The 13,014-nt window shown below is 71.1% G+C and carries 13 protein-coding genes and 1 pseudogene; 10 read left to right on the top strand and 4 right to left on the bottom strand.

Annotation, left to right across the window (positions count from 1 at the left end):
- Positions 1-11: 11 nt before the first annotated feature.
- Positions 12-1,214 carry an MFS transporter gene (locus tag IEY82_RS17565; RefSeq protein WP_189125201.1) on the bottom strand — a complete coding sequence of 401 codons (1,203 nt, stop codon included), beginning with the start codon at positions 1,212-1,214 and terminating at the stop codon, positions 12-14.
- A 94-nt stretch (positions 1,215-1,308) separates the two neighbouring features.
- On the opposite strand from IEY82_RS17565, the gene IEY82_RS17560 reads away from it, so the two are divergent.
- On the top strand, positions 1,309-2,481 hold the full coding sequence (locus tag IEY82_RS17560) for a lytic transglycosylase domain-containing protein (protein WP_225263290.1): 1,173 nt from the start codon (positions 1,309-1,311) through the stop codon (positions 2,479-2,481).
- 19 nt (positions 2,482-2,500) lie between these two features.
- Here IEY82_RS17560 and IEY82_RS17555 read toward each other — a convergent pair whose 3' ends face one another.
- Positions 2,501-3,457, bottom strand: coding sequence for a ferrochelatase (locus IEY82_RS17555; RefSeq protein ID WP_189125200.1), 957 nt, complete (start codon positions 3,455-3,457; stop codon positions 2,501-2,503).
- Between the two features lie 12 nt (positions 3,458-3,469).
- Between IEY82_RS17555 and IEY82_RS17550 the strand changes: the two genes are divergently transcribed.
- Positions 3,470-5,503, top strand: a complete 2,034-nt coding sequence (locus IEY82_RS17550) for an alpha/beta hydrolase family protein (RefSeq protein ID WP_189125270.1) — start codon at positions 3,470-3,472, stop codon at positions 5,501-5,503.
- Positions 5,503-6,291, top strand: a complete 789-nt coding sequence (locus tag IEY82_RS17545; RefSeq protein WP_189125199.1) for an inositol monophosphatase family protein — start codon at positions 5,503-5,505, stop codon at positions 6,289-6,291. The genes IEY82_RS17550 and IEY82_RS17545 overlap by 1 nt, the downstream gene beginning before the upstream one ends.
- Before the next feature lie 95 nt (positions 6,292-6,386).
- On the opposite strand, the gene IEY82_RS17540 is transcribed toward IEY82_RS17545, so the two are convergent.
- Positions 6,387-6,551 (bottom strand): hypothetical protein, encoded by a 165-nt coding sequence (locus IEY82_RS17540; protein WP_189125198.1) that lies wholly within the window; start codon positions 6,549-6,551, stop codon positions 6,387-6,389.
- Between the two features lie 240 nt (positions 6,552-6,791).
- Between IEY82_RS17540 and IEY82_RS17535 the strand changes: the two genes are divergently transcribed.
- The 7 genes and pseudogenes from IEY82_RS17535 (at position 6,792) to IEY82_RS17510 (ending at position 12,754) form a co-directional block, all read left to right on the top strand.
- Positions 6,792-7,445 (top strand): response regulator transcription factor, encoded by a 654-nt coding sequence (locus IEY82_RS17535; protein WP_189125197.1) that lies wholly within the window; start codon positions 6,792-6,794, stop codon positions 7,443-7,445.
- Positions 7,442-8,743: a sensor histidine kinase gene (locus IEY82_RS17530; protein WP_308015985.1), complete on the top strand. Its 1,302-nt coding sequence runs from the start codon at positions 7,442-7,444 to the stop codon at positions 8,741-8,743. Before IEY82_RS17535 ends, IEY82_RS17530 begins: the two co-directional genes overlap by 4 nt.
- A 286-nt stretch (positions 8,744-9,029) precedes the next feature.
- A complete protein-coding gene (locus IEY82_RS17525; RefSeq protein WP_189125196.1) occupies positions 9,030-9,329 on the top strand; it encodes a DUF4193 domain-containing protein in 300 nt (99 codons plus the stop codon).
- Positions 9,330-9,400: 71 nt separating this feature from the next.
- Positions 9,401-10,222, top strand: coding sequence for a hypothetical protein (locus IEY82_RS17520; RefSeq protein ID WP_225263291.1), 822 nt, complete (start codon positions 9,401-9,403; stop codon positions 10,220-10,222).
- 246 nt (positions 10,223-10,468) lie between these two features.
- Positions 10,469-10,777, top strand: a pseudogene (locus tag IEY82_RS39170) (FAD-dependent monooxygenase); the annotation flags it as partial.
- A 319-nt stretch (positions 10,778-11,096) separates the two neighbouring features.
- Entirely contained in the window at positions 11,097-11,324 is a 228-nt protein-coding gene (locus IEY82_RS39160) for a hypothetical protein (protein ID WP_225263317.1), read from the top strand.
- On the top strand, positions 11,321-12,754 hold the full coding sequence (locus IEY82_RS17510; RefSeq protein ID WP_189125195.1) for an alpha,alpha-trehalose-phosphate synthase (UDP-forming): 1,434 nt from the start codon (positions 11,321-11,323) through the stop codon (positions 12,752-12,754). Before IEY82_RS39160 ends, IEY82_RS17510 begins: the two co-directional genes overlap by 4 nt.
- Here IEY82_RS17510 and IEY82_RS17505 read toward each other — a convergent pair.
- Complete coding sequence (locus IEY82_RS17505) at positions 12,687-12,971, bottom strand: DUF4235 domain-containing protein (protein ID WP_189125194.1); 285 nt, start codon at positions 12,969-12,971, stop codon at positions 12,687-12,689. The genes IEY82_RS17510 and IEY82_RS17505 overlap by 68 nt on opposite strands.
- Positions 12,972-13,014: the final 43 nt, after the last annotated feature.

The raw sequence follows: 13,014 nt of genomic DNA, 5'->3' as shown, positions 1-13,014 counted from the left end.
ACCGTAGCGGATCATGTCTCCGCGGGTGAAGGCGCCTCGGGAAGTCTCAGCAAACCCGAACCTCCCACACCGACGACGGCGGCGAGGGCCGCGCAGACGACGGAGAAGCCGTACGCGCTGGACGCCCCGAACGCCTCGGTGAGCGCTCCGCCGGCCCACGCGCCGATCGCCACCCCGAACCCGATCGCGGTCGAGATCCAGGCCAGCCCCTCGGTGAGCAGCGACGGCGGCACCATCCGCTCGGTGAGCGAGAAGCCGGTGATGAGCGTCGGCGAGATGGCCAGCCCGGCCACGAAGAGCCCCACGGCCATGATCCACGCGTCGTCGATGAACGAGATCGGCACCAGCCCCACCACGAACACGCCCAGCGCCCGCACGAACCGGCCCCGCAGCGGGATCCGCCAGTTCCTCGACCCGAACCACAGGCCCGACACCATCGATCCACCGGCGAAGGAGGCCAGCAGGAAGCCGGCGGCGCCCTTCACGCCCTCCTCCTCGGCGAACGCCACCGTGATCAGGTCGACCGAGCCGAACACCGCGCCGAGCGCCACGTAGACGCAGGCCAGCAGGGCGATCCCGGGGATCAGGATGGGGGTGCCCGAGGTGCTTCTGACCGGCTGGACCGGCGGCTGCGTGCGCCGCTGCAGCGCCAGCGCGAAGGACCCGCCGAGCATGCACAGCAGTGCCACCAGCAGTCCCGCGTACGGGTTGACCGCCGTGGCGAGCACCGTGACGATCGCCGGCCCGGTGACGAAGATGACCTCGTCGGCCACCGACTCGAAGGAGAACGCGGTGTGCAGCCTGGCCGAGCCGCCGTACAGCGTGGACCAGCGGGCGCGCACCATCGAGCCGAGCGAGAGCGAGGTCGCGCCGACCAGCAGGCCGGTGGCGTAGAGCGTCCACTCGGGCAGGCCGAACCTCGCGCTGAGCATCAGGGAGGCCAGCGCGAGCCCGTTGACCGAGGCGAGCGGGATGATCACCCGGCTCTGCCCGAACCGGTCCACCAGCCGCGCGGACAGCGGCGCGGCGATGGCGAAGGCGACGTTGGTGGCGGCGGCGACGGCGCCCGCGGTCGCGTAGGACCCGGTGAGGGCCGAGATCAGCAGCACGATGCCGATGCCGAGCATCGACATGGGCATCCGGCCGATGAAGCCGGCCAGCACGAAACCTTTGACGCCGGGCCCGTTGAACAACCCCCGGTAAGGCCCGACCACGTGGCGTCTCTCCCTACTGCGCGAACTTAACCTTTGCGCACCGTCTGTCCGTACTGCAACTGGTTTACCCGATGGCTGAGCTAACGTGTGCCGGGTGTCCGGACTTCCCACCTTCCGTGCCGTGCTGTACATGGTCGTCGCCGTGATCGTCCTCACGCTGGTGGGCGGCGGAGTCGTGGTGATCATGAACGACGACCTGCTCGAGACCGCGAAGGAGCGGCCGGCGCGGAGCGACCGCGAGCGGCCGGAGCAGATCCGGCTCGACCAGCTCGTCCCCACCACGGAGCCCGCCCGGGACTTCGGCGAAGGCGGCCCCGGCGTCACCCCGACCCCGCCCAGGCTGCTCGCGATCGCCCGCGGCGAGGTGCCCAAGCGGACCCGGTTCGCGCTGGCCGCGCTGAAGAACGCGCAGAAGGTGGTCGTGGTCGACGCGGGCTCGGTCAAGGTGTCGGGCACCGGCCTCAACCTGCTCGCCGTCGACCCGGCCGGGTTCCGCTCGTGGACGCCCAAGGCGGTCGCCGGCCAGCCCGGCGTCTGGAGCGCGCTGGCCAGGGGCGAGCTCGTCGCCGACAGCGCGGCCACCCGCCGCCTGGGTCTCGTGCTCGGGGCCCACTACCAGGTGGACGGCGGCCCCAGGCTGCGCGTCGCGGCCTCGGCCACGCTCGGACTGAAGGGCGTCGACGGCCTGGTGAGCACCGAGACGGGCAAGACCCTCGGGCTCGCGCCGGGCGTCGCGGTGCTGCTGCACGGCAAGGGCGCCATCAGCCAGGCGCGGGTCAAGAAGCTGCTCGGTGACGGGGCCCAGGTCGTCTCACTGGTCGCCGAGACGCGCAAGAGCACCCCCCGGAGCACCTCCCGCCCGACGGAGCAGCCGGTCGCCGGGCAGCGGCCCACCAGCTACCTCGACCTCTACAAGGTGTCGGCCACCCGCTGCCCCGGCCTGTCGTGGACGGTGCTGGCCGCGATCGGCCAGGTGGAGAGCGGGCACGGCCGCAACAACGGCCCCTCCAGCGCGGGCGCGCTCGGGCCCATGCAGTTCATGCCCGCCACCTGGAAGGCGTACGGGGTGGACGGCGACGGCGACGGCAAGGCCGACATCTGGAGCCCGTACGACGCGGTGCCCGGAGCGGCCAACTACCTGTGCGCGAACGGCGCCGGCAAGGGCGGCGAGAAGCTGCGCAAGGCGATCTGGTTCTACAACCACTCGTGGGACTACGTGAACAAGGTGATGGGCGTCGCCGAGGCCTACGCCCGCGCCTACACCTGACGCCCCGCGCCCCCGCGGCTCACGCCCGGGGCGCTCCCGGGCGTCGCGGCGGCGGGCAGCAGGTCAGCGCGCACGGCGCCGGCTCGGGCTCGTCCATCAGCTCGCGCACCATGCGGACGAACGCGGGGTGCACGCCGGCCGTCGAGGCCCGCTCCATCGGCAGGCCGAGCTCGTCGGCCACCTGCCGGGCCTCGGTGTCGAGGTCGTAGACGACCTCCATGTGGTCGGAGACGAACCCCAGGGGCACCAGCACCACCGCCGGCGCGTCGATCTTGCGCAGGTGGTCGCAGACATCGGGCTCCAGCCACGGCACCTGCGGCGGCCCGCTGCGCGACTGCCACACCAGGTCCCACGGCCGCGTGCGGCCCAGCGCCCGGTTGACCAGCTCGGCCGAGCGGTGCAGCTGCGCCTCGTAGAGCCCGCCGGCCGGACCGGCGGTCTCGGCCATGGCGAGCGGGATGCTGTGCGCGGTGAACACCAGCCGGGCGTCGTCGCGGCCGAGCCGCTCCAGCGCCTGCCGGGTGTGGTCGGCCACGGCGGTGACGAACCCCGGATGGTCGCCGTAGTGCCGCATCTTGACCAGCTCGGGACCTCCCTCGACGGAGATCCGGGCGATGTCCTCGTAGTACTGCCGGCAACTGGAGTAGCCGGCCCACGCGGAGGTGGCGAAGACCGCGGCCCTGCGCACGCCGTCGTCACGCATCCGCAGCACGGTGTCCTCGCCGAACGGGCGCCAGTTGCGGTTGCCCCAGTAGACGGGCACACCGGCCACCGGGCGCAGCGCCTCGACCAGGTCGCGGTTCTGCTGGTTGATCGGGCTGACGCCGCCGAACGACAGGTAGTGCTCGGCCACCTCCATCAGCCGCGCGCGCGGCACGCCCCTGCCCCGGACGACGTTCTCCAGGAACGGCAGCACGTCGTCGGGACCTTCGGGCCCGCCGAACGAGAGGATCAGCAACGCGTCGTAATTCCCCACGTGACAAACCCTATGTCGCGGTGTCCGTGCTCCTTGCCGCGAGGTAGGTTCGATCGAGTGAGCGCATTCAACGACATACGTGACTATGTGGCGATCCCTCGAGTTCTCTCGCTGAAGCTCTCGCCTGACGCCTCGCGGCTCGTCTCCGCCGTGCAGTCCCTCAATCCCGACGGCAAGTCGTACGGCACCGCGCTCTGGGCGATCCCGGTGGACGCCGAGCCCTACCGCCTGACCCGGTCGGCCAAGGGCGAGACCCAGGCGGAGTTCACCGGCGCGGGCGACCTGCTGTTCACCTCCGCCCGCCCCGACCCGGCGGTCAAGGACTCCACCGACGAGGCGCCCTCGCTCTGGCTGCTGCCCCGCTCCGGCGGAGAGGCACGCCAGGTGGCCGCCCGTCCCGGCGGCATCGGCGCGGTGCGCACGGCGGGCGACGTCGTGGTGTTCGCCTCCGACGTGCTCGACGGCGAGGAGGCGACCGAGGAGGAACGCCGCAAGGCGCGCAAGGACGCCGGGATCAGCGCGATCCTGCACGAGGGCTACCCGGTCCGCTACTGGGACCACGACCTCGGCCCCGGCCGCACCCGGCTGTTCGCCGGGAGGCTCGGCGACGACCGGCTGGAGGACGTGCGCGACCTGACGCCCGACCCGGGCGACGCGCTGCGCGAGGTCGCGTTCGAGCTCACCCCCGACGGCGCCACCGTGGTCACGACCTGGCGGGTCCCGCTGCCCGGCGGCGAGCTGCGCACCGAGCTCGTCGCGATCGATGTGGCCACCGGCGAGCGCCGGGTGATCTTCGCCGACGACGCCCACGACTTCACCGGGCCGATCGCCGTCTCGCCCGACGGCGCCCGCGTCGCCTGCTCCCGCGACCGGCACACCGGTCTGGAGGTGTCGGCGCGCGCCGAGCTGTGGATCGGCGACCTGGCCACCGGGGAGGGCGGCGCGCACGCGCCCGACCTGTTCCCGGCGGGCCTCGCGTGGGCGCCCGACTCCTCGGCCGTCTTCCTGGTCGCCGACCACCAGGGCCGCCGCCCGGTCTTCCGCGTCCCGGTGGGCGATCAGGAAAGCGGCGAGGCGGTCAGGCTCACCGGCGACGACGCGTCCTACCTCGCGCTCAACGCCTCGCCCGACGGCCGGTTCCTGTACGCGCTGCGCGGCGGGGTCGCCCTCGCCCCGGCACCGGCCAGGATCGACCTCGGCACCGGCGAGGTCGCCGACCTGCCGTCACCGGCGCCCCGCCCCGAGGTGTCCGGCACGCTGACCGAGATCTCCGCCACCGCCGACGACGGCGCCACGATCCGCGGCTGGCTCGTGCTGCCCCGGGGCGCCTCGGCCGCCGACCCGGCCCCGCTGCTGCTGTGGATCCACGGCGGCCCCGTCGGCTCGTGGAACGACTGGCAGTGGCGCTGGCAGTCGTGGATCATGGCCGAGCACGGCTACGCCGTCCTGATGCCCGACCCGTGCCTGTCCACCGGCTACGGCCAGCAGATGATCGACCGCGGCTGGGGCGACTGGGGCCCGCGCACCCTGGCCGACCTCGACGCGATCATGGACGTGGCCGTGGCCAGGGACGACATCGACGCCGACCGGCTCGGCGCGATGGGCGGCTCCTTCGGCGGCTACATGGCCAACTGGGTCGCCGGTCACAGCGACCGCTACAAGGCCATCGTCACCCACGCCTCGCTGTGGAACCTCGACCAGTTCGCCGGCACCACCGACGCCTCCATGTACTGGCAGCGTGAGTTCGGCGCGCCCGGCTCCGAGCGCTACGCCAGGCTCTCCCCGCACCTCGCGCTGGACGACATCGACACCCCGATGCTCGTCATCCACGGCGACAAGGACTACCGGGTGCCGATCGGCGAGGCCCTGCGACTCTGGTGGGACCTGAGGCGTACGAACGTCGAGTCGAAGTTCCTCTACTTCCCCGACGAGAACCACTGGATCCTCAAGCCGGGCAACACCGTCGCCTGGTACGAGACGGTCCTGGCCTTCCTCGCCCAGCACGTGCTCGGGCAGGAGTGGAAACGGCCGGACTCGGTGGCCTGATGACCGACTTCGCACAGCTGGCCGAGGACATCGCGCGGGAGGCGGGCGACATGCTGCTCGCCAAGCGGCCCACGATGTCCGGCGTGGTCGCGACCAAGTCGAGCCCCACCGACGTGGTCACCGCCCTGGACCGGGCCTCGGAGGAGCTCATCCGCTCCCGCGTCCGGGCGGCCCGGCCCGGTGACCGCTTCCTCGGCGAGGAGGGCGGCGAGCACGGAGGTTCCTCCGGTGTCCGCTGGATCGTCGACCCGATCGACGGCACGGTCAACTTCCTGTACGGCCTGCCCGACTGGGCGGTGTCGATCGCGGTCGAGGTGAACGGCGAGATCGTCGCCGGTGTGGTGAACGTGGTGCCACGCGGCGAGGTGTTCACCGCGGAGCTCGGCGAGGGGGCCTGGCTCGGCGGCGAGCGGCTGCGCTGCAACACCGGGGTGCCGCTGTCGCGGGCGCTGGTGGCGACCGGGTTCGGCTACGGGGCCGAGCGGCGGGCGGTGCAGGGCGAGGTGGTGGCCGCGGTGCTGCCGAGGGTGCGTGACATCCGGCGTGGAGGGTCCTGCGCGGTCGATCTCTGCTCGGTGGCCGCGGGCCGGGTGGACGCCTACTACGAGCGGGGCGTCAACCACTGGGACTTCGCGGCGGCGGGGCTGGTGGCCGCCGAGGCCGGGGCCGGGCTGGGCGGGCTGCACGGCAGGCCGCCCAACTCCGACCTGCTGCTCTGCGCGGCGCCCGGGCTGTTCGAGGAGCTGCACGACCTGCTCGTCACGCTCGACCCCGAGCGCGACGGCTGACCGGGCGCCGGGCGCGGGGGCCCCACGCCCGGGATCACCGGACATGACGACGGCCGGGGCCCTTTTCCAGGGTCCCGGCCGTCGTCGCGTTGGCGTCAGCTCCGCAACGGGATGCCGTGATCGTCCGCCAGCCGGCGCAGATCCTCGATCTCCGCGGAGAGGGTGTCGGCGAGATAGTCGTCACCGGCGCTACGGGCCTCCCTGAGGCCCTTGTAAGCCTGGTCGAGGCGGCTTTCGATCGTGGTCGTGAACTCGCCCATCTCACCTGCTTTCTGAGGGGGTCCAGAACGTCCTGGGCGACGTGTGTCACCCGGCCTGCGCACACGGGGATCCTTCGGCACACGGCGGCGGGTGTTTCGCAGGCATACCCAGCCCGCTCGTCATCCGAAACATGGAAATTCGCGGAGCCTTGTCCGAGGCAGCCCCCGAGATGCCTTACCGTGCGCTTATCGAGGCTGAGGTCAGAATGTCGGTCAAGAAGCGGAAAGAGGTGCACGGGCGTGCGGGTGCTGGTGGTTGAGGACGAGCGAGTGCTGGCCGACGCGATCGCGACCGGATTGCGGCGCGAGGCCATGGCCGTCGACGTGGCCTACGACGGCGGTGGCGCGCTGGAGCGTACGTCCTACATCGACTACGACGTGATCGTCCTTGACCGTGACCTGCCGGTGGTGCACGGCGACGAGGTCTGCCGCCGCCTGGTGGAGCAGCGCTCGGCCTCGCGGATCCTGATGCTGACCGCCTCGGGCGACGTGGACGACAAGGTGGAGGGGCTCGGCCTGGGCGCCGACGACTACCTGGCCAAGCCGTTCGTCTTCATCGAGCTGGTCGCCCGGGTCCGGGCGCTCGGCCGTCGCTCGGCCCCGGCGCTGCCGCCCGTGCTGCAGCGCGCCGGGATCCGGCTCGACCCCGGCAAGCGGCTGGTCGAGCGTGACGGGCGGGAGGTCGTGCTGACCAAGAAGGAGTTCGCGGTCCTGGAGGAGCTGATGCGCGCCGAGGGCGCCGTGGTCAGCCAGGAGGACCTGCTGGACAAGGCATGGGACGAGAACATCGACCCGTTCACCAACGTGGTGCGCGTGACGATGATGACGTTGCGCAAGAAGCTGGGCGACCCTCAGGTGATCGAGACGGTGCCCGGGGTGGGATACAAGTTGTGAGCGAAAGTCCAGAACGGCGCGAAGAGGCGCGGACGCATCCGATGATCAGCCCGTCCTCCGACCGGAAGAGGCAGGCGCCGCCGCCGACCGGGCCGCCGGCCTGGGACGGCCCGCCGCCCCCCTCCTACGCGCCGGTCCAGCGGAGCGCGATGGACCGGGTCAGGGAGCTGCCCGGCCGGGTGAGCATCCGCTGGCGGCTCACCCTGACCTACAGCGCGCTGTTCTTCGTGGCCGCCGCCGTGCTGCTGTTCTCGATCTACGCGATCGTCGGCAGGGCGATCGACGACGCCTGGCTGCCCCTCGACCTCAGCGGCATGAACGCCATCGACGCGGCCATCGTCGAGAACCGGTGGCGCCTGGCCCAGCAGCAGGCGGTGCAGACCGCCCGCGACGCCCTGCTGAGCAGCTCGTTCCTCGCCCTGCTGGGCGTCGGCCTGCTGGCGGTCATCCTCGGCTACTTCGTCGCCGACCGGGCGATGCGCCCGGTGGCGCAGATGAACGCCACGGCCAGGAAGCTGTCCGAGAGCAACCTGGCCCACCAGCGGATCGACCTCCAGGGCCCCAACGACGAGCTGAAGGAGCTGGCCGACACCTTCGACGCCATGCTCACCCGGCTCAACGTCGCCTTCGACACCCAGCGGCGGTTCGTCGCCAACGCCTCGCACGAGCTGCGCACGCCGTTGACCATCAACCGGACGGTCCTGGAGATCGCCCTGTCCGACCCCGAGGCCTCACAGGACCTCAAGGCCCTGGGCCGCACCCTGCTCGAGGTGAACGCCCGCAACGAGCGGCTGATCGAGGGGCTGCTGCTGCTCGCGAGGAGCGAGCGCGACCTGGCGGTGCGCAAACCCCTGGACGTCCAGGACGTCGCGCGGACCGCGGTCGAACAGGTCATGCCGTTCGCCGCCGAACACGGGGTTTCGGTCGTCACCGATCTGGTCAGCGCGCCTACCGTGGGCGATCCGGTGCTCCTGGAGCGGTCCGTCAGTAACCTGCTCGAGAACGCGATCAAGTACAACATTCCTGAAAACGGAAAAGTATGGATCCAGACGGGAATGGCGGACGGTGCGTTGGTTGTTCAGGTGGCCAACACCGGACAGCACGTTCCGGCGTACGAGGTCAACAGCCTGTTCGAGCCCTTCAGGAGACTCCACGCCGACCGGGTGGAATCCGCCAAGGGAGCGGGGTTGGGGCTGTCCATCGTGCGCGCGGTGGTCCAGGCTCATGGTGGAAATGTGACCGCCGTGCCACGCGACGGCGGCGGACTTGTCGTGACCATTCGGCTTCCACGCCGCTGATCCGGCGTGTTGGTCGAGTGGGGGCGTCTCGTTCTCGCCGCACATGTGGTTGGATGTGCCGTCGAACACGGTGGTGCGTGACGCCAAGGCTGTGGGTTTCGCCATATTTGGCTAACCATTGCCCTCGGCAGCAGGCCCTGACGTGTTGGGAGGTTCGATGGCCGTTCTCCTGGGGTACCGATGCACAATCTCCCCGCCGGGATCGGGCACAAGTTGGGCGTCCCGGACGTTAGAAGACGCGCGATGAGCGTGAAGACATATAGATGAGGGGGATGGAGTTAGCACGATGGCTACCGACTACGACAGCCCACGCAAGACGGACGACGATCTCAGTGAGGACAGCCTGCAGGAGCTGCAGGCCCGGCGCACCGACAAGTCGTCCGGCAGCATCGACATCGACGAGACGGACCTCGCCGAGTCGCTCGAACTGCCCGGCGCGGACCTGTCGAACGAAGAGCTCAGCCTGCGGGTCATCCCGCGCCAGGCCGACGAGTTCACCTGCTCGCGATGCTTCCTCGTGCACCACCGCAGCCAGCTGGCGTCCGAGAGGAACGGTCAGCAGGTCTGCCGGGAGTGCGCTGCCTGACGCCGTGGCTCAGGGCAAACGGCGATGCCGATCGGCCCTGAGCGGTCGCCACCACCAGACGGAGGCTTCGCGTGGCCGTACCCGATAAGGATCAGCAACCAGGCAAGCAGGAGGCCGACCTCGACAGGGAGGTCGGCGAGCTCGTGGGCAGGCTCACCGAGCCCGGCGAGCTGGAGCCGGCCGAGCGGCGCAAGCTGCTCGGCCGCCTAGCCCGGTCCCTGACGACCGCCTCCAGGAGGGCACGGGAGAGCGGCACCGGCCGAGGCCGGTGGTTGGCCGACATCTTCCTCAACATCGCGCCGCGCATCCCCATCCGAGACCTGCACACCCTGTCCGAGCACCACCACGGCCTGACCGGTGAGCAGCTCGCCGACGACCTGGTCCGCACCGCCCAGAAGGCCACCATGACGGTCGGCGCCATCGGCGGCGCGCTCGCGGCCGCGCAGTTCGCCGCGCCCCCTCTTCTGCTCTCCGCTCCCGCCCAGCTCGTCGCCGAGACGATCGTGGTCGCCGCCATCGAGGTCAAGCTCCTCGCCGAGCTGCACGAGGTCTACGGCGTGCGGGTCGAGGGCACCGGCGCCCAGCGCGCGGTCGCCTTCACCGCGGCCTGGGCCAAGCAACGCGGCGTCGACCCGCTGGCCCCCGCCTCCGTCTCGCTCGCGCTCGGCGCGGCCACCAAGACCGCCCTGCGCAACCGCCTCATGCGCACCCTCGGCCGCCACCTCACCACGCTCGGCCCGTTCCTGACCGGCGCCGTCGCCGGCGGCGCCCTCAACCGGGTGGCGACCAAGAAACTCGGCCAGGCCATCCGCGACGACCTGCGGGTCAAGCTGCCGGCGTCTGCCGAGCGCGGCCGGTTAGAGCCTCCCGAGCGGGGCCGGTCAGACCCCTGACCCGCCCCGGCGCAGCAGACGCAGAGGAGCAGCCATGGTCAAGCCGTTCGCCTCGTCCGCCGATCTCGACGACAATCGTCACGCACGACAGGACCCGCGACCTGATCGCCGAGCGGGCGCCGAGGACTGGGCCAGCGAGTACGCCAGAATGCCCCGCCTGTTCAAGGAGCCCGGCTCCATCTCCCTACACCGGCGACGCCTTCCACCGCGACTGGGCCACCGGCACGCTCGACCGGGCAGCGCGACGTGCTCGACGTCTGGTCGGCCGTCGGCGCGGGCCGGATCGCCGAGGAGGGCCTGACCTGGACGGCCGCCCGCACCTACTACCGCGACCGGGAGCTGTCCTCCTGGAGGTTCGAGGTCTCCGGCACGCTGCCGCCGTTCGTGAACATCTCCCAGTCGCGCACCGAGGAGATCCTCGACGAGGCCATCGCCGCCCAGCCGCTCGTCGAGGTCCGCTGGGGCCACGAGGTGACCGGCCCGGAGCGGGACGACCACGGCGTCACCGTCCGGTGCGGCGCGCGGTCGCTGCGCGCCTCCTACGTGGTGGCCTGCGCCGGCGCGCGGGAGCAGGGGCTGCGGGAGGCGCTCGGCGTCCGGTTCGACGGCCGCACGTTCGCCCTGGAAGCTGGCCTTCGTGCTGAACGGCTGGGCTCCCGAGGAACTCCTGGAGACGTACCACGTCGAGCGGCACGCGGCCGCGCTGGAGAACCTGGAGGTCACCGCGGCCACCATGCGCTTCCTCGCCCCGTCGGGCGCGGCCGACCGGGAACGCAGGCAGGCGCTGCCGGGCGGGAGATTGCGTGATCACTGCCGTGACGGTTTCCTACTACTTGTGGGTGGAATGAGCGATTCGCGTTTGTTTGCCCAGGTCTTGGGCAAGGTCACTAGGGCGCCGCTCGCCGTCCGCGAGCTCGCGACGATGGATGGCACCGGTGGCCTGGCCGACGAACTCGGCGTCAGGCCGGACGAAGCGTGGCTGATCAGGCCCGACGCTCACATCGCCGCGATCATTCCCCACGCGGGGCCGGAGTCGGTGGTGGCCGCCGTGCGCCGCGCCTCGCGGTGCACGCTGGACAGAGTCGTAGGAGGACTTGAGTGAGTGGCCGTAGCTCGTTTCTGATCGTTGCCAACCGCTTGCCGGTGGATCGGACGGTCGGGCCGGACGGAACGGCCTCATGGCGCAGGAGCCCGGGCGGGCTCGTGACCGCCATCGCCCCGGTGATGCAGCGCCGTCATGGTGCCTGGCTGGGCTGGCACGGAGCCGCCGACGAGAAGCTGGACCCGTTCGAGCAGGACGGCATGAACCTCATCTCGGTGCCGCTGTCGACCGAGGAGGTGGAGCTCTACTACGAGGGGTTCTCCAACGCCACGCTCTGGCCGCTCTACCACGACGTGGTCGCGCCGCCCGTCTTCGAGCGGGACATGTGGGACGCCTACCGCCTCGTCAACCAGCGCTTCGCCAACGCCGCGGCCGAGGTCGCCGAGCACGGGGCGGTCGTCTGGGTGCAGGACTACCAGCTCCAGCTCGTGCCCGCCATGCTCCGCAAGCTCCGGCCCGACCTGCGCATCGGCTTCTTCCTGCACATCCCGTTCCCGCCGGTCGAGCTGTTCTGGCGGCTGCCGTGGCGCAAGGAGCTGGTCGAGGGGTTGCTCGGGGCCGACCTGGTGGGGTTCCAGCTGTCCGGTGGCGCCTCCAACTTCCGCCGGCTGTGCCGCAGGCTGCTCGGCCTGCCGTACAAGGGGAACGAGATCTTCCTCGACGACCGGGTCGTCACCACGCAGGCCTTCCCGATCTCCGTCGACTTCGGCGAACTCGACACCATGGTGCGCGACCCGGCGGTCATCACCCGCGCCAAGGAGATCAGGTCGGAGCTCGGCGACCCCGACCACCTGCTGCTCGGCGTCGACCGGCTCGACTACACCAAGGGCATCGGGCAGCGGCTGGAGGCGTTCGGCGAGCTGCTGAAGGACGGCAGCCTGGCGCCCAACGAGGCGGTGTTCGTGCAGATCGCCACGCCCAGCCGGGAGCGGGTGGAGGAGTATCGCCGGCTCCGGGACGACATCGAGCTGCAGGTCGGCCGGATCAACGGCGAGCACGCGATGCTCGGGCTGCAGCCGATCCAGTATTTCCACCAGTCGTACGGCCGCAAGGAGCTGGCCGCGCTCTACCTGGCGGCCGACGTGATGGTCGTGACCCCGCTGCGCGACGGGATGAACCTGGTCGCCAAGGAGTACATCTCCTGCCGCCACGCGATGGACGGGGCGCTCGTGCTCAGTGAGTTCGCCGGGGCGGCCGACGAACTGCGGCAGTCGTACCTGGTCAACCCGTATGACATCGAGGACGTCAAGCGCCAGCTCCTGGCGGCGATGCGGGCCACGCCGCACGAGCTGACCCGGCGCATGCGCACGATGCGGCGCCGGGTCACCACCTACGACGTGGACCGCTGGGCCAACGAGTTTCTCAATGCCCTGGAGTCACCTGTTTCACAGTCCGCCACGCTTCATACCGCTTCTTGGCGGTCCGGTTGACCACGATCTGCGCCACGGACATGCCGACGCCCATCACGACGGCGTAACCGATCGCCTCACCGAGGCTGACCTCGGGCGAGTCGGTGTCGATGGGCGGCTCCTTCCCGGTCGCCTTGACCCAGGCGAACCCGAGGAGCTTCCGGGCCGCCCACGCGGTCGCCAGACCGACCAGTCCGCCAATGACCCGCCAGGCCAGATCCGGCTTGTCCTCTGCCATGCGGCGTCTCCTTCCCCTAGATAACGAACCCTAGTCTCTAACG

This window comes from Nonomuraea cavernae, from assembly GCF_014646355.1.
In the GTDB taxonomy this organism is placed as follows: Bacteria; Actinomycetota; Actinomycetes; order Streptosporangiales; family Streptosporangiaceae; genus Nonomuraea; species Nonomuraea cavernae.
This window is presented reverse-complemented; position numbering and strand designations above follow the sequence as displayed.

Excerpts from the sequence above, each read along its gene's own strand:
- IEY82_RS17550 (WP_189125270.1), top strand. The coding sequence starts at position 3,470 with ATGTCGCGGTGTCCGTGCTCCTTGCCGCGAGGTAGGTTCGATCGAGTG.
- IEY82_RS17545 (WP_189125199.1), top strand. The coding sequence starts at position 5,503 with ATGACCGACTTCGCACAGCTGGCCGAGGACATCGCGCGGGAGGCGGGC.
- IEY82_RS17540 (WP_189125198.1), bottom strand. The coding sequence starts at position 6,551 with ATGGGCGAGTTCACGACCACGATCGAAAGCCGCCTCGACCAGGCTTAC.
- IEY82_RS17525 (WP_189125196.1), top strand. The coding sequence starts at position 9,030 with ATGGCTACCGACTACGACAGCCCACGCAAGACGGACGACGATCTCAGT.
- IEY82_RS17505 (WP_189125194.1), bottom strand. The coding sequence starts at position 12,971 with ATGGCAGAGGACAAGCCGGATCTGGCCTGGCGGGTCATTGGCGGACTG.